The organism is Streptomyces sp. NPDC006335, assembly GCF_040612795.1.
In the GTDB taxonomy this organism is placed as follows: Bacteria; Actinomycetota; Actinomycetes; order Streptomycetales; family Streptomycetaceae; genus Streptomyces.
Map to the genome: position 1 here is coordinate 465486 of NZ_JBEXQX010000005.1, position 26559 is coordinate 492044.

18 protein-coding genes and 2 pseudogenes are annotated in these 26559 nt (G+C 72.3%); 5 read left to right on the forward strand and 15 right to left on the reverse strand.

The window, feature by feature from the left end; translation table 11 throughout:
- Positions 1-9 precede the first annotated feature (9 nt).
- The 3 genes from ABZ098_RS18325 to ABZ098_RS18335 all read right to left on the reverse strand — a co-directional run bounded on the left by ABZ098_RS18325 (position 10) and on the right by ABZ098_RS18335 (position 2630).
- Positions 10-447: an SsgA family sporulation/cell division regulator gene (locus tag ABZ098_RS18325; protein ID WP_356592212.1), complete on the reverse strand. Its 438-nt coding sequence runs from the start codon at positions 445-447 to the stop codon at positions 10-12.
- A 61-nt stretch (positions 448-508) separates the two neighbouring features.
- On the reverse strand, positions 509-1564 hold the full coding sequence (locus tag ABZ098_RS18330; RefSeq protein ID WP_356592214.1) for a hypothetical protein: 1056 nt from the start codon (positions 1562-1564) through the stop codon (positions 509-511).
- A gap of 94 nt (positions 1565-1658) precedes the next feature.
- Positions 1659-2630 carry an LLM class F420-dependent oxidoreductase gene (locus ABZ098_RS18335; RefSeq protein WP_356592216.1) on the reverse strand — a complete coding sequence of 324 codons (972 nt, stop codon included), beginning with the start codon at positions 2628-2630 and terminating at the stop codon, positions 1659-1661.
- A gap of 86 nt (positions 2631-2716) precedes the next feature.
- On the opposite strand from ABZ098_RS18335, the pseudogene ABZ098_RS18340 reads away from it, so the two are divergent.
- Positions 2717-4142, forward strand: a pseudogene (locus ABZ098_RS18340) (serine hydrolase domain-containing protein).
- Here ABZ098_RS18340 and ABZ098_RS18345 read toward each other — a convergent pair.
- The 7 genes and pseudogenes from ABZ098_RS18345 to ABZ098_RS18375 form a co-directional block, all read right to left on the reverse strand.
- Positions 4134-5774: a serine/threonine-protein kinase gene (locus ABZ098_RS18345; protein ID WP_356592218.1), complete on the reverse strand. Its 1641-nt coding sequence runs from the start codon at positions 5772-5774 to the stop codon at positions 4134-4136. The pseudogene ABZ098_RS18340 and the gene ABZ098_RS18345 overlap by 9 nt on opposite strands.
- Positions 5775-5926: 152 nt before the next feature.
- Positions 5927-6895, reverse strand: a complete 969-nt coding sequence (locus ABZ098_RS18350) for a threonine/serine dehydratase (protein WP_356592220.1) — start codon at positions 6893-6895, stop codon at positions 5927-5929.
- 73 nt (positions 6896-6968) lie between these two features.
- A pseudogene (locus ABZ098_RS18355) lies at positions 6969-7942 on the reverse strand (polyprenyl synthetase family protein).
- Positions 7939-8979, reverse strand: a complete 1041-nt coding sequence (locus ABZ098_RS18360) for a tetratricopeptide repeat protein (protein WP_356592222.1) — start codon at positions 8977-8979, stop codon at positions 7939-7941. Before ABZ098_RS18360 ends, ABZ098_RS18355 begins: the two are co-directional and overlap by 4 nt.
- Positions 8980-9150: 171 nt before the next feature.
- Positions 9151-9828, reverse strand: a complete 678-nt coding sequence (locus ABZ098_RS18365; protein ID WP_356592224.1) for an AIM24 family protein — start codon at positions 9826-9828, stop codon at positions 9151-9153.
- Positions 9829-9898: 70 nt separating this feature from the next.
- Complete coding sequence (locus ABZ098_RS18370) at positions 9899-11326, reverse strand: CAP domain-containing protein (protein WP_356592226.1); 1428 nt, start codon at positions 11324-11326, stop codon at positions 9899-9901.
- A 68-nt stretch (positions 11327-11394) separates the two neighbouring features.
- Entirely contained in the window at positions 11395-12603 is a 1209-nt protein-coding gene (locus tag ABZ098_RS18375; protein ID WP_356592228.1) for a serine hydrolase domain-containing protein, read from the reverse strand.
- A gap of 176 nt (positions 12604-12779) precedes the next feature.
- On the opposite strand from ABZ098_RS18375, the gene ABZ098_RS18380 reads away from it, so the two are divergent.
- The 4 genes from ABZ098_RS18380 (at position 12780) to ABZ098_RS18395 (ending at position 19490) form a co-directional block, all read left to right on the forward strand.
- Entirely contained in the window at positions 12780-13958 is a 1179-nt protein-coding gene (locus ABZ098_RS18380; protein WP_356592230.1) for an ROK family transcriptional regulator, read from the forward strand.
- Between the two features lie 161 nt (positions 13959-14119).
- Positions 14120-15925 carry a carbohydrate-binding protein gene (locus ABZ098_RS18385; RefSeq protein ID WP_356592232.1) on the forward strand — a complete coding sequence of 602 codons (1806 nt, stop codon included), beginning with the start codon at positions 14120-14122 and terminating at the stop codon, positions 15923-15925.
- 20 nt (positions 15926-15945) lie between these two features.
- Positions 15946-18288 (forward strand): glycoside hydrolase N-terminal domain-containing protein, encoded by a 2343-nt coding sequence (locus ABZ098_RS18390; RefSeq protein WP_356592234.1) that lies wholly within the window; start codon positions 15946-15948, stop codon positions 18286-18288.
- Entirely contained in the window at positions 18285-19490 is a 1206-nt protein-coding gene (locus ABZ098_RS18395) for an SGNH/GDSL hydrolase family protein (protein WP_356592236.1), read from the forward strand. Before ABZ098_RS18390 ends, ABZ098_RS18395 begins: the two co-directional genes overlap by 4 nt.
- A gap of 7 nt (positions 19491-19497) precedes the next feature.
- On the opposite strand, the gene ABZ098_RS18400 is transcribed toward ABZ098_RS18395, so the two are convergent.
- The 5 genes from ABZ098_RS18400 to ABZ098_RS18420 form a co-directional block, all read right to left on the reverse strand.
- Entirely contained in the window at positions 19498-22437 is a 2940-nt protein-coding gene (locus tag ABZ098_RS18400; protein WP_356592238.1) for an AAA family ATPase, read from the reverse strand.
- 113 nt (positions 22438-22550) lie between these two features.
- On the reverse strand, positions 22551-22904 hold the full coding sequence (locus tag ABZ098_RS18405; RefSeq protein ID WP_356592239.1) for a UBP-type zinc finger domain-containing protein: 354 nt from the start codon (positions 22902-22904) through the stop codon (positions 22551-22553).
- Positions 22901-24343, reverse strand: a complete 1443-nt coding sequence (locus tag ABZ098_RS18410) for an ATP-binding protein (RefSeq protein WP_356592355.1) — start codon at positions 24341-24343, stop codon at positions 22901-22903. Before ABZ098_RS18410 ends, ABZ098_RS18405 begins: the two co-directional genes overlap by 4 nt.
- 11 nt (positions 24344-24354) lie before the next feature.
- Complete coding sequence (locus tag ABZ098_RS18415; protein WP_356592241.1) at positions 24355-26031, reverse strand: FAD-dependent oxidoreductase; 1677 nt, start codon at positions 26029-26031, stop codon at positions 24355-24357.
- A gap of 120 nt (positions 26032-26151) precedes the next feature.
- Positions 26152-26505, reverse strand: coding sequence for a VOC family protein (locus ABZ098_RS18420; RefSeq protein WP_356592243.1), 354 nt, complete (start codon positions 26503-26505; stop codon positions 26152-26154).
- Positions 26506-26559: the final 54 nt, after the last annotated feature.

A 26559-nucleotide genomic window follows, 5' to 3' on the forward strand; every position in this document is an offset into this window, starting at 1 on the left:
GCCCCTGTCTCAGCCGCCCGCGATGACCGAGGCCAGGAAGTCGTCCACTCTGACCTCCTCCTGGCCCGGCGGCACGATCTCGCGGGTCTCGCGCAGGAACGACGCGAGCGCCGGGGCCCACGCGAAGACCACGGCGTGCTGGCGGACCCCGTCGGAGCGGGCGTCGCCGAAGAACTCCATGCGCAGTTCCTCCCAGTGGCCGGTCGAGACGGGGCTGAGCCGCACGTCCCCGATCCCGACCGGGCCGCGCAGGCCCTCGGCGAGCATCTCCCGGTCCAGCCGCCAGCGCGCCAGCACCCGGCCGTCATGGCTGAACACCGCGGTGACGGCGAACGGGTCCGCCGGGTCGTACCCCAGGTGGGCGAGCACGGGGCACCGGCCCGTGCCGCCCGCCTGCAGTTGCACGACGAGAGTCTTGTGCGCGGTCCTGTGGACGAAGGGGTTCACCTGGAGGCCTCCGGGAAGAACGACGTAGAGCCCTCTAGTACCCCTTCCACGGCCAAGATGCTCAGCCGTCCGGGTGATTCGCCTTCGCGCCGCGCAGAGCCGTGATACACGAGGCGATGGCCTGCTGGAGTTCCTCCAGCTGCTGGACCATGTCGTCCTCGTAGAAGTCCTGGGCGTCGTCGAAGGTCAGCTCCTCGAACACCTTGGTGGCCTTCTGGAGGCTGTTGTAGAACTTCGTCCGCCGCTCCTGGACCCGCAGTTCGGGATCGGCCTCCACGGCCTCGGCGACCAGGGACTTCATGGTGTCGAACGCCTCGGCCGCCCACTCGCCGGTGTCCTCGTCCTCCTCCAGCTCCTCCAGGAGGGACAGGTGCCGCTCGGCCTCCTGGCGCAGGTCCACGGGCGCGTCGATGGTCTGGCCGGCCGGCGTCTTGACCTGCCCGGACTCGGCGATCTGGCGGACGTACCCGATCCGGTCGGCCGCCCTGCTCTCGGTGGCCACGGCCTTCTTCAGGTCGTCCGTGCGCACCACGTCCCGGGCCAGCGAGGCCTGGAGCTCCGGGTCCTCCTTGATCCGGTCGAGCAGCGCGCTGCGCGCGGCCCGGGCCGTGGAAGGGTCGGCGAGGATCGCGGCACGCAGCGCGGTCGGGTTCTCGGCGACCTCGAGCGCCTTCGTCGGCCGGATGCCCTCCGCCTCCGCGGCCTCGGCGATGGCGGTGCCGCGCTCGGAGGTGGCGCTGTTGCGGGAGACGTAGTAGCTGAGCCACACGTCCGAGTCCGGCAGCTCCACCTCCTGGCCCGGCGCCAGCGCCTCGAAGTGCGGGACCAAGCCGTCGTCGGCGGCCCGGTCCCAGGCCTTGTAGTAGCGCATCACGCGCTCGGGCGAGCAGCCGGCGAGCTCGGCGAACTCCTTCGCGGACACCTTGGGCGTCTCGTCCGCGCTCTGGCCGCCGGGCCGCACGCTGCGCGCCACCATCAGGCCGAAGGCCCATCCGCCGGTCCGCGCGTAGACCCCGAACTCGCGGGCGTCCCGCGCCACGAGGTCGGACAAGGGCGCGCCGGACGTCTCGACCGAGGTCTCCGCGGAGGTGTCGGACGGGTCGATCGCTAGGGTCACGGGTGTTTCTCCTGGGCAGGCTCGTTCGGACCGCACGGTGTGCGGGTCGGAAGCCTATTGCACCCCCGGGGACCGCCCCGGCAGCCCGGCCCGCTCAGGCGAACGCGTCGCGCAGCGCGGGGAGCAGGGTCTTCTCCGACCAGTCCAGGAACTCCGGCTGCGAGTCGCCGCCGATCTGCACCAGGGCGATCTCGGTGAAACCCGCCTCCGCGTACGGCCGTACCGCCTCGACGAAGGCGTCGGGGTCGTCACCGCACGGGATGGACGCCGCGACGTCGTCGGGCGTGACGAACTGGGTCGCCGACTCGAAGGAATCCGGGTGCGGGAGTTCGGAGTTGACCTTCCAGCCGTTGCCGAACCAACGGAACTGGGAGTGCGCCCGCTTGATCGCGGTGTCCCGGTCGGGGTCGTAGCAGACGGGCAGCTGACCCACCCGCGGCTTGCCCTCGCCCCCGTTGCGGTCGAAGGCGTCGAGCAGGCCCGCCTTGGGCTCCGTGGCGATGACGAGGTCGGCGAGGCGGCCCGCCAGGGCGCACGACTGCTCGCCGGAGACGGCCAGACCGATCTGCGGCGGCTCGTCCGGCAGGTCCCACAGCCGGGCCGACTCCACGTCGAAGTGGGTCCCGCGGTGGTTCACATGACCGCCCCCGAACAGTGCGCGAATGATCTCCACGGCCTCTTCCAGCATCTCCTGCCGGACGTCGGCCGACGGCCAGCCGCCGCCCACCACGTGCTCGTTGAGGTTCTCGCCCGAGCCGAGGCCCAGCCGGAACCGGCCCTCCGAGAGCAACTGCATGGTCGCCGCCTTCTGCGCCACCACCGCCGGGTGGTAGCGGAAGGAAGGACACGTCACGTACGTCATCAGCGGAATGCGCGAGGTCGCCTGGGCGGCGGCCCCGAGCACGCTCCACGCGTACGGCGAGTGCCCCTGCGACCGCAGCCACGGGAAGTAGTGGTCCGAGGTCACCGAGAAGTCGTAGCCCACCTCCTCGGCCCGCACCACATGGCCCACCAGCTCACGGGGGCCGGCCTGCTCGGTCATCATCGTGTATCCGATTTGCACCATGGAGGTCGAGTCCCCGGTGACCGGAGGGGAAAACGGGCTTCCGAGGCACTCTCGATCAAGAACGGGGTACGGGGGAGGATGCGGGTATGAGTTCCCTGCCCACGAGCACCCCCGCCGCCCAGGGCGTCGACGCGGTCGGCGTACAGGCCTTCCTCGACGCCCTCGAAGCCGAACCGCACCTCGAACCGCACAGCCTGATGCTGCTGCGCCACGGCCAGGTCGTGGCCTCCGGCTGGTGGGCGCCGTACGCCCCGGACCGGCCCCAGCTGCTCTACTCGCTCAGCAAGAGCTTCACGGCCACGGCCGCCGGGTTCGCCGTCGCCGAGGGACTGATCCGGCTGGACGACCCGGTGATCTCGTACTTCCCGGAGTTCGAGGCCGACATCACCGACCCGCGCAGCCGCGCCATGCTCGTACGGCACGTGGCGTCGATGGCCAGTGGTCATGCGGAGGAGACGCTGGACCGGGCGCGCACAGGACCGGGACGAGCTCGTCCGGGGCTTCCTGCAGGTTCCGCCGGACCGGGACCCGGGCACCGTCTTCGCCTACAACCAGCCCGCCACCTACACCCTCGCCGCGATCGTCCAGCGAGTCACGGGCCAGAAGCTCACCGAGTACCTGCGGCCCCGGCTGTTCGACCCGCTCGGCATCGGCGAGGTGGCCTGGATCGCCGACCGGAGGGGCCGCGAGCTCGGCTTCAGCGGGCTGCACACCACGACCGACGCGATCGCCCGGCTCGGCCTGCTGTACCTGCGGGGCGGGGTATGGGAGGGCGAGCGGCTGCTGCCCGAGTCGTGGGTGGCCGAGGCGACGAGGGTCCAGATCGCGCACGAGGCGCCAGCGGTGGGCGGCTGGTCGGACTGGCAGCAGGGCTACGGCTTCCAGTTCTGGATCGCCCGGCACGGCTACCGCGGGGACGGGGCGTACGGGCAGTTCTGCCTGGTGCTGCCCGAGCAGGACGCGGTGCTCGCGATCACCTCGGACACCGAGGACATGCAGCGGGTCCTGGACCTGGTCTGGGAGCATCTGCTGCCCGCCTTCGGCGCCGGCCCGCTGCCCGGCGGCGAGGCGGCGGACGCGGACCTGGCCGACCGGCTGACCCGGCTCGCCCTGCCGCCCGCCGCGGGCAAGCCCGCCCCCGCCGACCGGGCGGGGGACTGGGCCACCGCCTTCGCGCCGCACGGCGGTAGGTGCGCCGACCAGCCGACCCTGACCGCGATCGAGGTGGACCCGGGCGGCCGGATGACCCTCGTCGACGACGGCGACCGGCTGGAACTGGGGCTCGGAGCGGGGGAGGGCGGCTGGACGGTCGTCGACGAGCCCGTGCCCGTCGCGGTGAGCGGCGGCTGGACCGACGCGGACACCCTGGTCGTCGACATCGCGTTCCTGGAGACCCCGCACCACCTGCTGGTGACGTGCTCGCTCACGGACCGGACGTTCACCGCGCGCTGGCGTACCCAGCCCCTGCACGGCGGTCCGCTGCGGCGGATGCGGGCACCGCGCTCAGTCTGAGGGCACGCGGAGGGTGCTGAAGAAGGTGTCCAGCGCCTCCCGGTTCGCGTCGTCGTTCCAGTCGTCCGCCGGGGTCGTCCAGCGCAGCGAGTAGCCGCGGCCCCCGCCGATGAGGAAGCCGCGGCCGAGGGTGCGCACCCGGGTGCCGTCGACGTCCTCGACCCACTGCATGTCGGCGGCCTCACGGCCCTGGTAGGTCGTCGCGCGGATGTCACCGAGGCGCTCGTAACCAGGGTGGTCCTTCAGTTCCGGTTCCACGTCGTCGCGCCACACGGCCACGGCGTCCGAACCGACGGCCTTGCTGTAGGTGACGGCGAGCGTGCGCGGGTCGCCGGGGGCGCCGAAGGTGACCCGGTAGGCCAGGTCCTCCTGGCGTGAGGTGGCCACCGGCTTCCAGCCCTTGGGGAGGACGACGGAGAAGCCCTCGGGGGAGCGGTACGCGCGGTATCCGGGCGGCAGCCCCGTCCCGGCGGTGGGGGTGGCCGTCGCGCTCGGCGTGGGCGGGGGAGTCGGCGTGGCAGGCGGGGCGGAGTTCTCCTCGGTGCGGTTCCCGGAGGCGGTGACCGACGGGGAGGGGACCGGAGGTTCGGGGGCGGGCGCCGAGGCGGAGGCCGTCGCGGAGGGGGCGGGCGCCTCACCGGTCGTTCCGCTGTCGCCGCCGGGCAGCGCCTTGGTGACGGTCAGGACGACGGCGGCCACCGTGACGACCGCCAGGGCGGTCCCCGCGACGAGGAGCCGGTTGCCGCGGCCCGTGGGCACACCGGGCAGGGCACTCAGCCGGGGCCTGGGCTCCTCCGGCGGGGCCGCGGTGGGGTCCTCGTCGAGGACCCGGAGGAGCGCGTTGCGCACGGCCGTGCGGCTCAGCCGTTCCTGGGAGTTCTTGCGCAGCAGGCCCTGCACGACCGGGGTGAGCGGTCCGGCCCGCACCGGGGCCCGCAGCGGCAGCCGGTCGACCCCCTTCAGGGTGGCCGCGGGACGGTCGCGGTCCCGGAACGGCGGTCGTCCCTCGACCAGCGTGTAGAGGATCGCGCCGAGCGCCCACAGGTCGGCGGCCGGCCCGATGCGCTCGTCACGGGCCTGTTCGGGGGAGGCGTACGAGGGCGCCGCGAGCCTGGGGGCGAGGGTCGCGCCGGCCAGTCCGAAGCCGGTCACGACGACGGAGCCCCGGTGGTGCACGAACACCTGCCCCGGGCTGAGTTCGCCGTGGGTGATGCCCTCGCCGTGCGCCGCCTCCAGCACCTCCAGCAGTTCCAGGCCGATACGCGCAGCCCGCACGTAGTTGAACGTCCCCTGCCGGCCGAGGAGTTCGCCCAGCGGGATGCCGTCGACCGGCTCGGTGACGGTCCACAGGGTGCCCTCCTGCGCCACCGCGTCCACGACCGCGGCGATCCGCCCGGGGGAGATCAACCGCATGGTCTTGGACATCCGGACGACTCCCGCGGCGGTGCGCTGCGAGGTCTCCTCGTCCGTGCCGGCCGGCAGCCCGATCCCGGTGAGCAGGCAGGGGCGTTCGGTCGAGACGTCCTCGCCGTACCAGCACGTCCGGTTGGTCTCCCGGTGCAGGACATCCAGGGGCCGGTACCGTCCGGCGACCAACTCGTGTGTGGAGACGTGCGCCTTGACCATGGTCATCCCTCGCTGAACCCCTGGCTCTCACCTTTCACAGAGGTACGGCGGGCGCGGCGGGGTGCGTTCAATCAAAACGCCAACCGAGGGAATCCGCTTTCCGGTCACTCGGTTTCTGACTCACGAGTCAGTAGAGCGGGCGGAGTCGGTCACCTCTCTCACCGCAGCCCCCGCAGCCCGAACCGCGCGGTCTGGTCCATGACGTCGGCGGTGGTGGCGTTGCCACCGCACACCACCAGGCCCAGCCGGCAGTCGTCGCCGACCCGCTCCAGCACCGTCCGGGCGGCGGGCAGAAGGCATCCGGCCGCGGGCTCGCCCCAGACCTTGGCGTGGTCGGCGAGGTCGAGGCAGCCCCGTACCGCCTCCCGGTCCGGGACCACGAGGACCTCGGTGACCAGAGCCGCCACGCGGTCGTACGTGAGCTGCGAGACGGACGGGGCGCTCAGCGTGGACACCACGGAGGACAGGGCGACCGGCACCGGCCCGCCCGCGGCGAGCGCCCGGGACATGGCCTCGGCTCCCTCGGTCTCCACGCCCCAGACCCTGACACCCGGGCGGCGCGCCCGCAGTGCCGCCGCGACCCCCGCGATCAGGCCGCCGCCCCCGACGCTGACGAGGACGTCGGTGAGCTCGTCCGCGTCGTCGGCGAACTCCAGGCCCACCGTCCCCTGACCGGCGATCACCACCGGGTCGTCGAAGGGGTGGACCAGGGTCAGCCCCTCGTCCCGCAGCCGGTTCACGAGCGAGAAGGCACCGTCCATGTCGTCCGTCAGCCGCAGCGAGGCCCCGGCCGCCTCGACGATCTCCACGGACCGGGCGGGCGCCGAGCGCGGCATGACCACCGTCGCCTTGACGTCGAGGGCCGCCGCCATGTGGGCGAGGGCGATCCCGTGGTTGCCGCCGCTGACCGCCACGACCCCGGCCGCCCGCTCCGCCTCGGTCAGCGACAGCAGCTTGGCCGTCGCCCCGCGCGCCTTGAACGAGCCGGTGCGCTGGAGCAGTTCGAGCTTGACGGTGACGGGAGCACCGAGCAGCGCGGACAGACCGGGACTGGCCAGGGTCGGGGTGCGTACGACGTGTCCGGCGATCAGCCCGGCCTGCCGCTCGATGTCCGTGATCCCGATCAAGGCGGTGTTCCTTCCGGAAGGGAGAGCTCTTCTCGAACCCTGTCCCCGGTGCGCGGCGCGGGTCAACCCGGTATCAGAGATCACGCCGCAGGAGGTAGTCCAGCAAGGGCCGCAGCTCGTACGCCGTCTCCGCGCACGCGAGGTGACGGCGGGCCTCGGCGAGGGCGGCCGATCTGCCGCCGCACTCCTCGACCAGGGCCGCGATCTCCCCAGGCCCCCCGTCCGACTCCAGGAGCCGCGCCAGGCGCGCCGCCGCGGGAGTCGCCGAGTCGAGCGCGGCGAGCACCGGGAACGTCTTCTTGCGCTCCCGCAGATCGCCGTGCACGGGCTTGCCCGTGACCAGCGGATCGCCCCAGACGCCCAGGACGTCGTCGACGATCTGGAACGCGACCCCCAGATGTCGTCCCGCCCGATCCAGCGCGGCCACCGTGTCCGGGGGCGCCCCGCCGAGCAGGGCGCCCAGGGCCGCCGCGCAGCCCAGCAGCGCGCCGGTCTTGTGCTCGGCCATGCCCCGGTACTCGTGCGGCCGTACCCGTTCCGGTCCCGTCCAGGGGCGGGTCGCGAACAGGAGGTCGTCCGCCTGCCCCCGCACCAGGTCGGACAGGGCCGCGGACAGCAGACGCACGGCGCCGGGCCCGCGTCGGCCAGGGTCTCGACGGCGAGGGCGAACAGGGCGTCGCCCGCGAGAACGGCCGGCCCGGTGCCGTACGCCTTCCACACCGTGGGGCGGCCGCGGCGGGACGGGTCGCCGTCCATGATGTCGTCGTGGAGCAGCGAGAAGACGTGCACCAGCTCCACCGCGACCGCCGCGGGCACCCCGGCCCGCCCGGGCGCGCCGGCCGCCTCGGCTCCCAGCACGGCGAGCGCCTGCCGCACCCCCTTGCCGCCGGACGCCACGGCCGGGGCGCCGCCCACCTCGCACCAGCCGAAGGCGTAGGCGGCCATCTCGCCCACCCAGGGGTGGAGTCGGCCGACGGCCTCCTGGAGTGCCGGGCGCACCAACTCGCGGCAACGGGTGAGGACTTCTGGAACGGCGACCGTCGTCACAGAGCGGCCTCCGTCCGCACGCCGAACTCCTCCTGGGCCCGGGTGACCATCTCCCGCGCATGGCGCAGCCCGGTCCGCTCCAACACGCGGGCCAGGTCGTCCAGTTCGGCCGCCGTCTCGGCCCGGTCGCGGCCCAGCCGGGCCAGTGCCTTGGCGAGCCCCAGCCGGGCGAGAGCCTCTCCGCGCGGTTCGCTCATGGCGCGGAACTCGGCGAGCGCCTGCCCGTACAGGTCGCGAGCCTCCGGATAACGCCCGGCGCGGTAGAGGACGTTGCCGCGCATCTTGTGGTTGTAGGCCAGCGCGCTGGACAGGTTCATCTCCCGGCAGGTCGACTCCGCCTCGGACAGCAGGGCGAGGGCGCGCTCGGTGTCGCCGTCGCGGACGGAGGCGAGGTCGGCGAGTCCGCGCAACGCCCAGGCGTGGCCGCGCCGGTCGTCGGCGTCGGCGGCGATCCGGGCCGCCTCCTCGAACATGGCGAACGCGGTGTCGTAGGAACCGGTGTTGCGGTGCATCTGCGCGATGCCGGACAGCGCCCACACCGTGTGCCGTGCCTCGCCGCGCCGCCGGGCCTCGGCCAGCAACTGCTCGTGCAGCCGGCCGACGGCCTCGTAGTCGCCCTGGATGCGGCCGGTCTCGGCGAGACCCGCCAGCGAGTAGCCGCGCACGACGACGTCCCCGCCACGCTCGCCCAGCTCGGCCGCGAGCCCCAACAGCCGCCGGGCCAGGGCGAATCCACCCCGCTGCCGGGCCAGTGTGCCGCCGCTCCACAGGGCCCAGGCCATGCCCGCGCTGTCCCCGGCCCGGCGGGCGGCCCGGTAGCTCGCCTTCCAGGTCCGGTCGGCGTCGGCGACCCGGCCGAGCCTGCGCTGGGCCTCGGCCACCGCGAGTCCCGAGCGTGCCGCCTCCCCGTGCCGTCCGGCCCGCTCGGCCGCTCGCAATTGCTCGGTGCCGGCGGCCAGTACGTCCTCGAGCGAGGAGTTCACGGAGAGGGCAGTGAGGGCGCCCTGGTACTCCGGGGCGAATGCCTTGCCGTACATGTATGCCTTTCCGTCCGTATACACCCGATCTCTACATGCTGTGTATACATGGCGTGCATAGTGTCTTGAAAATGAGCCCCGGCCCGTGGGCCGGGGCGTCGTCCGTTGCCGGTCAAGACGTGGACGGAGCCGGACGGGTTGCCTGTGAGGCGTAGATCACCGCGGGGCGCGTCAGTGCTGCTGTGCCTTCTGCGGGGTCACCTCGCTCGGCCGTACGACGACGTATCCGGAGCCCTGCAGCATGAGCTGCACCGCCTCACCGGAACCGCCGCGCAGCATCGACCCGATGGACTGGGAACGGTGCAGCGAGGTGTTGAGGCCCGCGGTCCAGCCGACGACCGCGTCCGTGTCGACGTACACCGGGAACTCCGGCGAGACCGGGATCACCAGCGGGTTGCCCTCGCAGACGAGACCGAGCCTGCCGTGCCCCGTGAAGACACTGTTGAACAGACCGCCGCCTGCGATGCCGGCGCCCTTGACGGTCGAGATCCGGTAGGCCAGCGAGGCGTCGAAGCACAGGACGTTGCGGCCGTTGACCGTGAACTCGTCGCCCGGTTCGACGTCGACGATGAAGCAGTTCTGGGCCTCGTGCGCGAACCAGGCCTCGCCCTGGCCCCGCACCGCCATCAGCGGCAGGCCCTCGCCGGTGACGGCCCGCTTGAGCATGCCGCCGACGCCCTGCCCCTTGCGCTCGAACTGGAGATTGCCGCGGTAGGCGACCATCGCCCCCTGGCGGGCGAGCATCTCGCCGTGCACCGTGTACCTGATGCACTTGGAGTTCTCGACCGTCATGCCCGGCGCCGTGGCCGGCTGCACCATGTGCTCACTGGAAAACAGGTCACCCTTCATGGGGGCATCCTGGCCCGGAGGGATCCCCTCCGCCAAGATCGCGGCCCGACTCCCGTCCCCGCGGCCCGACTCAGGCCCCGAAGAGCTGGGTCCAGTACGTGCCCGCGGGGCCGCCGCCCGCGAACCCGATTCCGATGTGGGTGAAGCCGGGCCTGAGGATGTTGGCGCGGTGACCGGGGCTGTTCATCCAGCCCTCGACGACCTCGGCGGGGGAGCGCTGGCCGCACGCGATGTTCTCCCCGATCGAGCGGCGGGTCGAGCCCGCGGCGGCGGCCCGGTCCCAGGGCTGGGTGCCCTCCGGCGAGGTGTGGGAGTAGAAGGCCCGGGCCGCCATGTCGGTGCTGTACGCCTGCGCGGCACGGGCCAGGAGCGGATCGACGGCGAGCGCCGGCAGACCGGCCCGGGCGCGTTCGCGGTTGGTGAGGTCGACGACCTCCTGGGCGGCCCGGGCCAGGGCGTCGGGCGTGAGCGGTCTGGCCCACAGCGCCGTCCAGTACGTGTCGCCGGAGCGGCCTTTGGTGGCGTGGGACAGGCCGACGTGGGAGAAGGCCGGCTCGTACAGGGTCCGCCGGGGCTGCTCGGCGCGCAGGCAGTACTCGACGAGCTCGGTGGGGTTGCGGGGGCCGGAGACGAGGTGTTCGCCGACGGTGAGGTACGCGTAGCCGGTGGCGGTGAGCCGCTGGAAGACGGAGACGCCGTCCGCGCCCTCGACACCGAGCCGGCCCGCGGAGGCCATGGCCGAGGCGTGGGCGCGGGCGGCTTCGGTGAGCCGGGGGTCGAGTGCGACCGGGGGTGAACCAGCCGTGCCACGGGCCGCGTTGACGAGAGCGAGGAAGGCGGCCGCGTCGGAGGACGGGGCGGGCGAGGGGAGCGTCGGTGCGGACGTGGCCGCGGAGGGGGCCGGTGGGGGCCGGAACGGGAGAGGAGCGGCGCCCGGTGCCGTGAGTGTCCTGGCGGCGGGAGGTGCCGTGGGACCCGGTGCCGTGAGCGACGGGCGTGGCGCCGCGGCCGTCGGCGTGTCGTCCACGACGTCCACCCCGAAGTCCCGCGCCAGCCCCGCCAGTCCGTCCGCGTACCCCTGCCCGAGCGCCCGCAGTTTCCAACGGTCGCCGCGCCGGTAGATCTCCGCGAGCAGCAGCACGCTCTCCTGTCGTGGCCGCGGTGGCGTGAACCGGGCCAGCGGACGCCCGCCCGCATCCGTGACCTGGAGGACGGGGGCGGGCAGTCGGGCCAGGGGAGTGCCGGGGTCGGCCGGGCTGACGACGACCGTGATCCTGGTGGCGCCCGGGCGCAGTCGCCGGGGATCGACGGTCAGCGTGTCGCCTGCCAGGCGGGCGCCGGGGGCGGAGGGCTGGTTGTAGAACACGAAGTCCGCGTCGCCCCGGACCTTGCCGCCGTCGTCCGTGACCAGGGCGGACACGTCGAAGGGGCCGGGCACCCGCACGGTGACGGTCCCTGCGGGGAGGGGCAGATTGCCCCCGGGGACCAACTCGCTCATCGTGCCGCCCTGATGTCGTCGTTCGCCGGGAGAACGCGCACCGGGGCACAGGGGTTCCCGGCCCGTGCTCAGTCCAGCGTGAGCGCCGGCGCCATGTCCTCGTGCCGCTCCACCGGAGCCTTGCCGCGCGGAGGCTTGGTCGCCTTGGTCGCCTTGCCGCAGAACGCGGAGTCCAGGGTGCGCAGCATCGTGTTGAGGACCGTGCCGTTGTTGGACGTGTTGGCGACCGCGGCGAGCGCGCGCATGCCGTCCTTCGAGGCGAACGCGTACGTGTAGAAGCCCTGTACGGCACCGGTGTGGCCGTACACCGAGACCCCGCAGGACAGATCGCGGCGGCGCAGTCCGAGGCCGTACGCCTGGCCGCTGCCCGACGAGGGCATCCAGCGCTCCATCTGGGCCAGTTGCGCGGCCGAGGTGAGCCGGCCGCCGAGCAGGGCGGACAGGAAGGTGGTCAGGTCCCGGGTGCTGGAGATGAGCGCGCCCGCGCTCTGCGCCCAGGACACGGTCTGCTCGGTCGCGTCGACGAGCGGGGCGCCCGCCTGGTCCGGGGTGAGATAGCCGCGGACGTGCGGGCCGGGGATCTTCATGCCCGGGTGCACGTAGAACGTGTCGCGCAGCTCCAGCGGCCCGATGATCCGGTTCTCGTACTCGGTCCGCACCGGGTTCCCGGTCAGCTTCTCGATGAGCATCCCGGCGACGACGAAGTTGGTGTTCGAGTACGCGTACACCGCGCCCGGCGCGTTCGTGCGCGGCCGGGCGAGCGAGCGCTTCACCAGTTCCTGGGGCGTGAAGACCTTCTTGCGGACCGCCTCGAACCCCGGGACCGTCTGGGCGAACATGTCGTTCGTGTAGTCGTACAGGCCGCTGCGGTGGCCCAGGACGTGCCGCACCGTGATCCGGTCGTCGGGGAGCAGTCCGGGCAGATACCGGTTGACCGGCGCGTCGAGCTGGAGCTTCTTCTCGTCGACCAGTTGGAGCAGGACGACGGCGGTGAAGGTCTTGGTCACGCTGCCGATGCGGAACCGGTCGGCGTCGTTCATCGCCCGCTCGCTCCCGCGGTCCGCGACGCCGACCGCCGCCCGGTACACCCTGCCGCCGTCGTCGATCCGGGCCATGGACCCCGGCGCGCCCTGCGCCTGCGCGGAACGCAACACGCCGCGCAGACCTGCGAGATCCACCGCGGGCGCGGTGGGCGAGTCGGCGTGGGCGGGGACCGCGAGAAGGGGCAGCAGGACCGCCCCGGCCACCGCCCCGACCACCACTCGTGCTGATGTCATCCGGCTGATCTCCTGTCACTTCGTCAGTTCCGGTACGAATGCGGAGAGTATCGCCATGAAGAGCACGAAAAGTGATGATTGGCCGCCCCGGTCGGCACAGGAGTCTCTTGAGGAACGCACAGCCGATCCTGCTTCTTTTATTGACGAAGGAAAAGAATCAATCTAAGTTCCCGGCCATGCGCCCCACCCCTCCGGTCGAGACGTTCCCCGCCAACACACCCGCCGCCTCACAGGTGTTCACCACCGTCCTGTCCCAGGGCCCCCTGCCGCGCCTGGAGGTGGCCCGGCGGGTGGGCCTGTCCCCGGCCGCCGTCACCAAGGCGGTCCGGCCCCTCATCGAGGCCGGTTACCTGGTGGAAGGCGTGGACGAGGAGGCCCGCCCGGCGCTCGGCCGGCCCGCGAACCTCGTGCGGGTCGACGGCGCACGGGCCCTGTTCATCGGCGTCAAGGTCACCGGCGACGAGATCATCGGAGTCCTCACCGACCTGTGCTGCCGCATCCGCGTCGCCCGGCACCTGCCACTGCCCGCCCGCGACCCCAGGACGGTGCTCGCGGGTGTCGCGGAACTCGTCCAACAGCTCCTCACCGAGGCGGACGACGCCACGGCCTCGGTCCAGGGCCTCGGCATCGCGGTCTCGGGTGACGTCGACCGGGGCGAGGGCACGGTTCGCTACTCGCCGTTCCTGGAGTGGCGTGACGTCCCGCTCGCCGAACTCGCCGCCATGACCACGGGGTTGCCGGTCACCGTCGACAACGACGTACGGGCCCTGACGGTCGCCGAGCAGTGGTTCGGCGCCGGGGTGGGCCTGTCCGACTTCGCCGTGGTCACCGTGGGCGCCGGCATCGGCTGCGGCCTGGTGGTGCACGGCCGGGTGGTCGCCGGGGCGCACGGAGTGGCCGGGGAGATCGGCCATGTGACCGTCGATCCCTCCGGCCCGCTCTGTCACTGCGGCAACCGCGGCTGCGTGGAGGCGATCGCGGGGGAGGCCGCGATCGTCCGCCAGGTCCGCCAGGCCACCGGCGCCGAACTCCCCGACGCGGCGGCCGCGTTGGCCCTGGCCCGGGAAGGCGTCCCCGGGGCCCGGGACGTGTACGCGCGCGCGGGTGAGGCGATCGGCCGGGGTATCGCCACCGTCGCCAACCTCCTCGGCCCCGAACGCGTGATCATCTCCGGCGAGGGACTGGCCGCCTACGACCTGTTCGCCGAGCAGATCCGTGACGCCTTCGCGGCGGCCGCCTTCGGCTCCGCCGCCCAGTGCGACGTCCGCACCCACCCGCTGCCGTTCGACGAGTGGGCCCGCGGAGCCGCCGCCACCGCCATCCAGTCCTTCATCGGCCCGGACACGAGCCGATAAGAGTCCACGTCCAGCCGCCAACAACTCGCGCCGAGCCGCGTAGAACCCGCGTCCAGTCGCCAACAACCGGCGCCGAGCCAGGTAGAACCCGCGTCGAGCCGACAACAACCCAACCCCGCCGAGCAGACAAGAACTCCGCACCCCCATTGGAGGTACGACCCATGCGGTCATCCTCGTACTTCGCCCTGCCCGCCAGAGCCCTGCTGGTGCTCGCCCTCACCGCCGCCGCCGTCCCCACGGCCCACGCCGCCGACGCCCCCACCGCCGAGGCGCCCGTGCCCGCCGACGCCCCCGCTCTCGCCGCCAAGCCCTACATGGGCTGGTCCAGTTGGAGCATGCAGTCCTCCAAGTACCCCGGGCTCAACCCGGACGGCGACTACAGCTACCTCACCGAGGCCAACGTCCTCAAGCAGACCGACGCCCTGGCCGCCAAGCTGAAGAAGTACGGCTACGAGTACGTCAACATCGACGCCGGCTGGTGGATGGACAAGACCTGGAAGTCCGGGTTCGACCAGTACGGCCGCCAGAAGCCCGACCCGGGCCGCTTCCCGCACGGCATGAAGGCCGTCGCCGACCGCATCCACGCCAAGGGCCTCAAGGCCGGCATCTACCTCCCGGCCGGCCTGGAGAAGGGGGCCTACGGCGACGGGAAGACACCGGTCTGGAACGCCGAGGGCTGCACCACGGCCGACATCGTCTACGACGACCTGCGCACCACCAACGGCTGGGACAGCGCCTACAAGCTCGACTTCTCCAAGCCGTGCACCAGCAAGTACATCGAGTCCCAGGCCCAGTTGATCGCCGACTGGGGCTACGACTTCCTCAAGCTCGACGGTGTCGGACCCGGCTCCGGCAAGAGCGGCGACCAGTACGACAACGTTGCCGACGTGGCCGCCTGGCACCAGGCGATAGCGGACACCGGCCGCCCGATCCACCTCGAACTCTCCTGGTCCCTCGACATCGGGCACGCCGCCGACTGGAAGAAGTACTCGCAGGGCTGGCGCATCGACACCGACGTCGAGTGCTATTGCAACACCCTCGTGAGCTGGGAGAACTCCGTCGACGACCGCTGGGACGACACCGCGGCCTGGACCCGGCACGCCGGACCCGGTGGCTGGAACGACCTCGACTCCCTCGACGTCGGCAACGGACAGATGGACGGCCTCACCAAGGCCGAACGGCAGAGCTACGCCACCCTGTGGGCCATCGCCAAGTCCCCCCTCTACACCGGCGACGACCTCACCCGCCTCGACTCCTACGGCCTCTCCCTGCTGACCAACCGCGAGGTCATCGCCATCGACCAGGGCCCCAACCCACCCGCCCAGCCGGTCACCCCCTCCGACCCGCAGCAGGTCTGGGCCGCGAAGAACACCGACGGCACCTACACCGTCGCCCTGTTCAACCTCGCCGACGCCCCCGCCGCCGTCACCGCCGACTGGACCACCCTCGGCTTCACCGGCAAGGCGTCCGTCCGCGACCTGTGGAACCACGAGAACCTCGGCACCCACAAGAACAAGATCACCGAGGCCCTGCCCGCTCACGGCTCCCGCCTGTTCACCGTCACCCCGCGCGGCACCGCGGTCGCCCTCACCAGCTACGAGGCCGAGTCGTCCGCCAACACCCTCGGCGGCAACGCCTCCGTCGCCGACTGCTCCGCCTGCTCGAACGGAAAGAAGGTCGGCAACTTGTACCTCGGCGGCAAGCTGACCTTCAACGACGTGATGGTCGGCAAGGCCGGCACCTACCAGATCAAGATCTCCTACATCAGCGGTGACGCCCGCTCGGTGGACATCTCCGCGAACGGCGGCGGCGCCACCCGCCACAAGCTCCCCGCCACCGGCGACTGGGGAACCGTGGCCAGCGTCTACGTGCCCGTGACGCTCAAGGCCGGCGCCAACACGATCACCTTCGACAGCGGCACCGGCTACGCGCCGGACATCGACCGGATCGACGTACCGAAGTCCTGACCGAGCCACCAGGAGCCGCCATGACCCCCGCCCCCTCCAGACGCGGTGTCCTCGCGCTGACCGCCGCGCTCACCGCCCTGCCCACGTTCACGGCGACCGCCGTCCCCCAGAGGCCCGCGGACCCACCCGCCCTCGAATCCGACCCCCGCCACCGGCCCTGGTGGCGGGCCCCCGCCGACGAGCACTCGATGATCGAGCAGGGCCTCCCCGTCGGCAACGGTCGCCTCGGCGCCCTCGTGAGCAACGACCCCGGCCGTGAACTCCTCCTCGTCACCGACGCCACGATGTGGACCGGCGGCCTCAACGACACCCTCGACGCCGACGGCCAGTTCCCCTACGGGCGAGGGGACTTCGGGTCCTTCACCCTGCTGGCCCGGCTCACCGTGGACATCCCCGACCACGACCTGTCCGCCGTCTCCGGCTACCGCCGCACCCTCGACCTCGACCGGGGCGTGAACACGGTGTCGTACGTCCGCTCCGGCGTGACCTACCGACGGGAGATCTTCGCCAGCCATCCCGACGACGTCATCGTCCTGCACTTCACCCAGAGCGGGGGAGGCCGCTACACCGGCACGATCACGCTGGAGGGCACGCACGGCGAGGAACCCGCGGTCTCCTTCGGGGCCACCCTCCCCAACGGGCTGCGCTACGGGGCCGCGATCACGGCGTACGGCTCCGGCGGCAGCGTCGGCGTCGACGGCCCGCACATCGCGTTCAACGGGTGCCGGGACCTCACCGTCGTCCTGAGCGGCGGCACCAACTACACCCCCGACGCCTCCGCCCACTACCGCGACCCCTCCCTCGACCCGCAGAAACTGGCGCGCACCAAGGTCCGTACGGCCGCCCGGCACTCGGCGACCACCCTGCTGCGCACCCACACCGCCGACCACCACGCCCTGTTCGGACAGCTGGACCTCTCGTTCGGCACCTCCTCCGCCGAGCAGCGCTCCCTCGACACCTGGGAACGCCTGCGCGCACGCGCCAGGGACAGGGCGCCCGACCCCGAACTGGAGGCCCAGTACCTCCAGTTCGGCCGCTATCTGACGATCGCGGCCTCACGCGGCAGCCTGCCGTTGAACCTCCAGGGGCTGTGGCTCGACGGCAACGACCCCGACTGGATGGGCGACTACCACACCGACATCAACATCCAGATGAACTACTGGGCGACCGACCGGGCCGGCCTGTCCCCGTGCTTCGACGCCTTCACGGACTACTGCGTCGCCCAGCTCCCGTCCTGGACCGACCTCACCCGCAGACTGTTCGACGACCCCCGCAACCGCTACCGCAACTCCACGGGCAGAAACGCCGGCTGGACGGTCGCCATCTCCACCAACCCCTTCGGCGGGGGCGGCTGGTGGTGGCACCCGGCGGGCAACGCCTGGCTGTGCAACTCCCTGTACGAGCACTACGAGTTCACCGCCTCCCGGGCCCACCTGGAGAAGATCTACCCGCTGCTCAAGGGCGCCTGCGAGTTCTGGGAGGCACGGCTGCTGACCATGACCCTCCCGGGCACCTCACGGGAGGTCCTGGTGGCCGACAGCGACTGGTCGCCCGAGCACGGCCCCCTCGACGCCAAGGGCATCACCTACGCCCAGGAACTCGTGTGGGCGCTGTTCGGCAACTACTGCGCGGCGGCGACCGAGTTGAAGAAGGACACCGGCTTCGCCGCCACGATCGCCGGCCTCCGCAAACGCCTTTACCTCCCGCAGGTCAGCCCCACCACCGGCTGGCTGGAGGAGTGGATGTCCCCCGACAACCTCGGCGAGACCACCCACCGCCACCTGTCCCCGCTCGTCGGCCTCTTCCCCGGCGACCGCATCCGCCCCGACGGCTCCACCCCGGCCGAGATCGTCGACGGCGCCACCGCCCTGCTCACCGCACGCGGCATGGAGAGCTTCGGCTGGGCCAACGCCTGGCGTGCCCTGTGCTGGGCCCGCCTCAAGAACGCCGACAACGCCTACCAGCTCGTGGTCAACAACCTGCGCCCCTCCAGCGGAGGCAGCAACGGCACCGCCTTCAACCTCTTCGACATCTACCAGGTGGAACAGGGCCGCGGAATCTTTCAGATCGACGCGAATCTGGGTACCCCTGCAGCGATGATCGAGATGCTGCTCTACTCCCGCCCCGGCCACCTGGAACTCCTGCCCGCCCTGCCCGACGCCTGGGCCGCCTCCGGTTCCCTCAGCGGAGCGAACGCCCGCGGCGGCTTCGTCGTCGACCTGCGCTGGCGTGACGGGAAACCGACCGAAGCCCGGATCCGCAGTACCGGCGGCCGCACCACGACGGTCGCCCACGCGGGAAGCACCCGCGCGGTGACACTGAAGCCGGGGGAGACGGTCACCCTGAAGGGCTTCGGCCGATGAGCCGCCAGGCAGTCCGCTGGGCCCGGCTCGCCGCCGTCACGGTCGCGGCCGCGGCCCTCCAGGCCACCCCCGCGCCGGCCGCCGTCAGCCCGCCCGACGGGGTGATCACCTGGGGCGCGAGCGCCTACGCCATCGGTGACTCGGCCCCCGACCGCGGCTACCGCATGGTCGTCCACACCAGCGTCGGCGGCCGCGACGCCCGCGTCCGGCTGTCCAACGCCTTCGGCCACCAGCCGGTCACCTTCGACAGCGTCTACGCCGGCCTCCAGCTGAAGGACGCCGATCTGGTGCGCGGCAGCAACCGGCGGCTCACCTTCGACGGCTCGTCCTCCGTCACCGTGGAACCCGGCGCCACGGTGTACAGCGACCCGCTGGCCGGCTCCCTGGCCGCCGGGTCGAACCTGGTCGTCAGCCTCCACACCCCGGACGCCACGGGCCCGGTCACCGGTCACTGGATGGCCCTGCAGACGTCGTACGCCACCCGGGGCGACCACACCGCGGAGGAGAGCGGCGCCCACTGGACCGAGCCGATCGGGTCGTGGTTCTACCTCGACGCGGTCTCGGTGCGTACCCCCGCGGCCACCGGTGCCGTCGTCGCGCTCGGCGACTCCATCACCGACGGCTGGCAGTCCACCAGCGACCGGAACCGCCGCTGGCCCGACTACCTGGCCCGCCGTCTGCGGAAGGCGCACACCACGGTCAAGGGCGTGGCCGACGAGGGGATCTCCGGCAACAAGGTGCTGGCCGACGGCTCCGGGCCGAGCGCCCTGAACCGGCTGGAGAGGGACGTGCTCTCCCAGCCGGGCGTGCGCACCGTGTTCCTCTTCGAGGGCGTCAACGACCTCAAGGCCCGCAGCGGCGTCACCGCGGCGGATCTGGTCTCCGGCTACCGCGAGATCGTCGACCGGGCCCACGACGCCGGCAAGTGCGTGGTCGTCTCCACCATCGCCCCCTTCAAGGGCTGGCCGGAATGGGACCCGGACGCCGAGGCCGTACGCCAGGAGGTCAACGACTTCGTCAGGAGCCGCGGCGACGAGTTCGACGCGGTCACCGACTTCGACCGCGTCCTGCGCAGCCCCTACGACCACGAGCGGATGCTCCCCGTCTTCGACGGCGGGGACCACATCCACCCCAACGACAAGGGCATGCAGGCCATGGCGGACTCCGTCGACCTGAACAGCCTGGAGTGCGCACGCCACTGAGGAGGCGTCAGCCGTGGGCCGTCGTCTCCGGGGTGATCAGCCCCTCGCGGTAGGCGACGGCCACGGCCTCGGTGCGGCTCGCCGCGCCCAGCTTGGCGAGGATGTTGGAGACGTGCACGCTGGCCGTCTTGCCGGTGATGAACAGCTCCTCGCCGATCTGCCGGTTGCTGCGCCCGCGCGCGAGCAGCCGCAGCACGTCCTGCTCGCGGGCCGTGAGCGGCGACGCGGTGGGCGGGGCCTCGGTCAGGCGGCCGCGCCGGATCAGCGCGTCCACCTGGCCGAGCAGCACCTTGGCACCGAGCCGGGCGAACACCTCACGGGCCGCACGCGCCTCCACCGCGGCCTCCTCGCGCCGGTCGGCCGCGAGCAGCGCCTCGGCGTACCGCAGCCGGCAGCGCGCCGGTTCGTACACGTCACCGAAGTCGAACGCGGCGACGGCCTTGGCCCAGGCCTCGGCATCCGGCCCCGACACGGCCCGAGTCCACTCCGCCTCGGCGCGGGCCAGCCAGGCCTGTCCCTCGGGGCCCTGCGGCACTCCGCCGTGCACGGCGAGGGCCCTGGCCGGCCCCAGCAGCTCGGTCGCGGTCTCCGCCCATCGACGCGCACCTTCCTGGTCTCCCCTCAGACGCAGATCGGTGGCCCGGTCGGCGACCGCGGACAACGCGAGGGCGGCCAGCCGGACGGTGACGTGGGGAGGCGTGCCCGCGTCGTCGGTGAGGACCGCGACGGTGGACCGCATCCGTTCCACGGCCGCCTCCGCGTCACCCCGCAGGACCGCCGCCTCGGTCAGCGCGATGCCCGCGACGAGCGTGGCCATCCAGTCGAACGGCCCCTCCATCAGCGCCCGGGCGCGGTCTGCGGCCCTGAAGTCACCGCGCGCGAGCGCCACGTAGAGCGCGGGCGCCACCCTGTACCCACCGGCCGCGGGCAGCACCTCGGCATCGGTGCGCGCCGCCCGGACACACTCGTCCCAGCGGCCCAGTGTGTACAGCACCAGCAGATGGAGATAGCGCATCTCCATCGGATACGGCGACGACAGCAGCCCGGCCCTGCGGGCGCGGTCGAGTCCCTCCGTGATCCATGGCAGACAGTCGTCCAGGTGCCCGGCCTCGAAGGTGCCGATGGCGAGATTGAACAGCGCGCGCATCTCCACCGGCGCGTTACCCGAACTGCGGGCCAGTTCCCGCGCCTGCCGCAACCGCTCCCGACCCTCCACCGACCGACGGCCGCCGCCCTCGACGACCGCGAGGGAGATCAGCAGGTCCGCCTGGGCGTCGGTCACGCCCAGTTCCTCCGCCGTGTCCAGGGCCTGCCGCGCGACCCGCAGAGCGGTCTCGTTCTCCCCGACCTGGCGGGCCGCCAGCACATGTGTCGCCGCGGCCCACACCCAGGTACGGGACGGGGGATCGGCGGGGATCATGGCGAGTGCCTCGCTGCTGTAGGCGAAGGCCGCGGTGAGGTTGTCGACGCTCATCAGGTTCCCGGCGAGGGTGTACCGCACCCGGGCGGCGAGCTCGGAGTCCGCCTCCTGACCGACACCGGCGAGCGCTGCCCGCGTGAGCGAGACCGCCCGGTGCAGTTCCCCGGCGTGCGCGGCCGCCGCCGAGGCCCGCAGCATCAACCGGACCCGGTCGACGCCCTCACCCGAGGGCCGCGCGGACGGCTCCACCGCCGACCAGAGATCGAGGGCCGCTTCCAGATGCCGTAGCTCCTCGGCGGGCGCCCCGACCCGCTCGGCGTGGTCCGCGGCCTCCAGGGAGGCGGCGAGCGCGGGGGCGAGGTCGTGGCTCTCCCGGTAGTGATGGGCCCGCTCGGCCGCGCTCTCGGCCTTCTGCTCCCGCCCGCCCAGCAGCCGGGCGAACGCCCCGTGCAGCCGAGCCCGCTCACCCGGCAGCAGATCGGCGTACACGGCCTCACGGGCGAGGGCGTGCCGGAACGCGTACGTGTCCCCCTCACCGGGCACCAGCACCTGCCGCCCGATGGCCTCGCGCAGCGCCGCTTCCAGCTCCTCGTCGGGCAGTCGTACGGCGTCCCGCAGCAGGTCGTGCTCGACGCGCCGCCCGGCCACGGCCGCGGTACGCAGCACCTGCTGAGCCGTGTCGGACAGCTGCTCGAACCGGATCAGCAGGACATCGGCGAGCCCACTGGGCACCCCGCCCTCCCCGCTCCCCATGGCGGCGAGCAACTCCTCGGCGTAGAAGGCGTTGCCCTCGGCCCGCTCGACGATCCGCCGCACGGTGGTGTCCGGCAGCGGCCCCTCGCGCAGGGCCCGCACCAGCTCGGCCACCTCGCCGTCGGCCAGCGGCCGCAACTCCAGCCGCTCGACGGAGGGCAGCCGCACGAGCTCGGCGAGCAGCGGCCGCAGCGGATGACGCCGGTGCAGGTCGTCCGCCCGGTACGAGGCGAGGACGGCCAGCCGATGGGTGGGCGCCCCGCCCGCCGACCGCTGGAGGATCCCCCGGCTGAGCAGGAACCGCAGCAGATCTCGGGACGACTGGTCGGCCCAGTGCAGATCCTCCAGGACGAGCAGCAGGGGAGCGATGTCCGAGAGGTCGGCGAACAGCCCGGCGATCGACTCGAACAACCGCAGCCGGCCACCGGAGTCGCCGGTGGAGCCGCCGCCCAGCAGCCGCTCCGCCACCGGATAGGCGGAGAGGGCACCGGCGAACCGCTCGTCCTGCGCGATCGCCCCCAGCACCTCGGTGAACGGCAGGTACGGCAGCCCGACGTCCCCGAGGTCGACACAGTGCCCGGTGAGCACGGTCATCCCGGCCCGGGCGGCCCTCCCGGCGACCTCGTCGAGGACTCGCGTCTTGCCGACCCCGGCGTCCCCGGCGACGAGCACGGCCCTCGCTTCCCCGCCCCGGGCACGCTTGAGTACATCGGACAGGAGGGTCAGCTCGTCTTCCCGCCCGACGAGCGGAGTACTGATAGAGATCTGCGGCACACGAACATCCTGGCACTTCGAACTGACAGCCGGTCGAACCACTCAGGGGCGCGGGGAACTGCGGGACCAGCCACGACGCACCCGCAGCCGCCATCGGACCGGCGCCACCGAGTTCATCGGCGAAGCACCCGCGCCCAATCCGCCGGCACCCGCCCCGCAGGCCCCGGCGCCGGCTGCGACTCCGGATGACTCCCCGGCCGCGCCAGCTCCGGCCCCGCCTCGAACATCTCACCCGTCTCGAAGTTCCAGAACCACTCCTCGCCCGGCTCGAAGCTCTGCACCAGAGGATGCCCGGAATCCCGGAAGTGGCCGGTCGCGTGCTGCCCGGGGGAGGAGTCGCAGCACCCCACGTGCCCGCACTGCGCACACCGCCGCAGATGGAACCACCAGCCACCCGCCGCGTCGCACTCCACGCACCCGTCCCCGCTGGGCGGCACGCTCGGGTCGATCCCCTTGACGTCGGTCATTCCGGCTCCTCGGTCGTGTCGTTGTCCACGGCGGTCAGCGGAAGCAGCACCTGGAAGCGGGTGTCGCCCGGCGTGGACTCCACCTGGAGCGTCCCGTGGTGCTTGTTGACCACGATCCGCCAGGAGATGTCGAGCCCGAGTCCTGTCCCCTCACCCACGGGCTTGGTGGTGAAGAAGGGATCGAAGATCCGCCCGCGGATGTCCGGCGGCACCCCGGGCCCGGTGTCCCGGAACTCCACCAGCAGCCGGTCGTGGTCGAGCGCGGTCCGGACGGTCAACGTCCCTTCCCCGCCGACGCTGTTGATGGCCTGGACCGCGTTGTCGATCAGGTTCGTCCACACCTGGTTGAGCTCGGCGGGGTAGGCCGGGATCCTCGGCAGGGTCCGGTCGTACTCCTTGACGACCTTGATCTGCTGCCCGATCTTCCCCGACAGCATCAGCAGGGTGCTGTCGAGGAGTTCGTGCACGTCGGCCACCTGGTAGGGCGCCCGGTCCAGCTGGGAGTACTGCTTGGCCGCGTCCACGAGGTGCGAGATCCGGGCCGTGGAGTCGTTGATCTCGTCCATCAACAGCTCGGTCTCGACGGTGTAGTTGAGCCAGCCGATCGCGTTCGGCAGGATCTCCTCGCCCACGGTCGCCGCGACCTGGTCGAGCCAGTCCTCGTCGAGGCCGCCCTGCACGAAGGTCGGCGCGATCCGCCAGCCGTCCTGGATGCCGTGGTCGTCGAGCCAGTCGCTGAGCGCGTCCTCCCGGTCGGAGGCCTCCAGCGGGCTCAACGCGGGCGCCTTGGCGACCCGTTCGGCCGTGCGCTCCTGGATGTCGATGAGGTTCGCCATCACCTCGGGGCTGTAGGAGCCCTGGGCGATGACGGCGAGTTTGTGCCGCATCTTGCCGACCCGTTCCCGCAGCGTCGCCGTGGCCCGTACGGCCGCCGCGGCCGGGTTGTTGAGCTCATGGGTGAGACCCGCGGACAACGAGCCGAGCGCCAGCAGCCGTTCGCGCTGCCCGACGGCCCGCTGAAAGGTCTGCGAACCGAGGAAGAGCCCCTCCAGGAGATGGACCGCCATCGGAAACCACTCGTGCATGAAGTTCGCGAACGACTCGGCGGGCAGGACGAAGAACCGCGTCGGCTGCGACACCCGCACCGAGTTCATGTACCGCTGCGGTTTCCCGTCCCCGACGTACGCCTGCACGGCCCCCGCGTACACCCCTGGCTGGGAGGTGCGGCTCACCTCGATGTCGTCGTCGCCCACCCGGCGCGACATGACGAGCGTGCCCTCGATCATCACGTAGAAGCAGGTCGCCGGGTCACCTTCGGCGAACACCGGCCCGGGGTCGAACAGTTCGACCCGTCCCTCGCTGCACAGCCTGCCGAGCTGCTCGGGGCTGAGCTTCTCGAAGAGGAACAGCGAGCTGATCTCCCCCGCGCTGCACGGCATCAGCCGCCCGCTCACGACTGCTCCAGGTACCGGTGGACGAGCATCACGGCCATGGCTCCCTCTCCGACGGCGGACGCGACCCGCTTCGCGGACTCCGCGCGCGCGTCGCCCGCGACGAACACGCCCGGAATGTTGGTCTCCAGGTGGTACGGCGGCCGGTCCAGCTCCCAGTCCGACGGCGGTCGCCCGTCGGCGGTGAGGTCGGGTCCGGCCAGGATGAACCCGTGCTCGTCCCGCAGCACCGTGCCGTCCAGCCAGCCGGTCAGCGGGGCCGCGCCGATGAACACGAACATCCACTGCGCGTCGACGAGTTCGGTCTGCCCGGTGTCGACGTCGCGCAGGGTGAGCTGCTCCAGGTGGTCGGAGCCGTGCGCGGCCTCGACGACCGTGCGCGCGCGGACCGAGATGTTGGGCGCCTCCTCGATCTGCTGGATCAGGTAGTGCGACATCGACGCGGTGAGGTCGGGACCGCGCACCAGCAGGGTCACCGACTTGGCGCCCCGGGACAGGTACATGGCCGCCTGCCCGGCCGAGTTGGCCCCGCCGACGATGTAGATGTCCTGCCCCTGGCACCCGGCAGCTTCGGTGAGCGCCGAGCCGTAGTACACCCCGCACCCGGTCAGGTCCGCGCAGCCCGGCGCCTCCAATTGCCGGTACGACACCCCGGTGGCCAGGATCACGCTGTGCGCGGCCACCGCCGACCCGTCCGAGAACCGCACGGTGCGGGCCGCGCCGTTGACCTCCAGACCGGCCACCTCACGGGCGGTGAGGATCTCGGCCCCGAACTTCGTCGCCTGCCGGCGGGCCCGGTCGGTGAGCTGGGCACCCGACACCCCGTCGGGGAAGCCCAGGTAGTTCTCGATCCGGGAGCTCTGCCCGGCCTGACCGCCGGTCGCCGACCGCTCCACCAGCACGGTCCTGAGCCCCTCCGAGGCCCCGTACACCGCAGCGCCGAGCCCGGCCGGACCACCGCCGATGACGACGAGGTCGTAGAAGTCGGCGGTCGGGGTCGTCGCGAGGCCCACATGGGCGGCCAGGTCGGGTGCCTCCGGCTCGACCAGGGGAGTGCCGTCCGCCGTGATCACCACCGGCAGCCGCTGCCCGTCCTCGCCCGCCGCGGCCAGCAGCCGCTGCCCCTCGGGCTCGTCCGAGGAGTACCAGCGGTACGGCACCTGGTTGCGGGCCAGGAACTCCCGCACGTCCGAGGAGCGCGCCGACCAGCGGTGACCGACGACCTTGGTGGCGGGGACGGGCCGGTAGTCGCTGCACCGCCACGCCTCCAGGAGGTCGTCCAGCACCGGGTAGAGCTTCTCCTCGGGCGGGTCCCACGGCTTGAGGAGGTAGTGGTCGAGGTCCACGACGTTGATCGCGTCGATCGCCGCGTTGGTGTCCGCGTATGCCGTCAGCAGCACGCGCCGGGCGCCCGGATACACGTCCAGGGCCTGTTCGAGGAACTCGATGCCGTTCATCTGCGGCATGCGGTAGTCGGCCAGGATCACCGCCACGAGGTCGCCGCGCAGCTTCAGCTCCCGCAGCGCCTCCAGCGCGGACTCGCCGGACTCCGCGCGCACGATCCGGTACGACTCGCCGTAGCGCCGCCGCAGATCGCGGGCGACGGCGCGGGAGACCCCCGGGTCGTCGTCCACGGTCAGGATGACGGTCCGCGCCGATTCGGCGGCCTGTGCCATGCGTCTCCCCACCCCGGGCGGTCGGTCGGGGCACAGCGCCCCCCGTGGTGTCCGGCCCGGTCCCGCCCATCGTATGTTCGATCGCCCTCAGACGCGCAGAGATGGCTGACCCTGCCGGTGTCAGGCTCGGCGCTTGCCCAGTACGCAGAACTCGTTGCCCTCGGGATCCATGAGCGTCACCCAGGGCTGCTCGCCCTGCCCCACGTCCGCGTGCCGGGCGCCCAGGGCGAGGAGGCGGGTCACCTCGGCCTCCTGGTCGTCCGGGCGGAAGTCGAGATGGAGCCGGTTCTTGACGCTCTTGGGCTCCGGAACCGGCACGAACAGCAGCCCCGGCATCCGGTCCTTCTCGGGGCGGATCTCGAACTCGTCCGGGGCGTCCGCGACCACGACCCAGCCCAGCGCCTCGGCCCACCAGCGCCCGAGGGCGACGGGATCGGCCGAGTCCACGATGACTTGCTCCCATTCCAGTGTCATGACGGCAGCGTAGTGAAGACTGGACCGCACGCACGTGACCGCGACCAGGGAGGC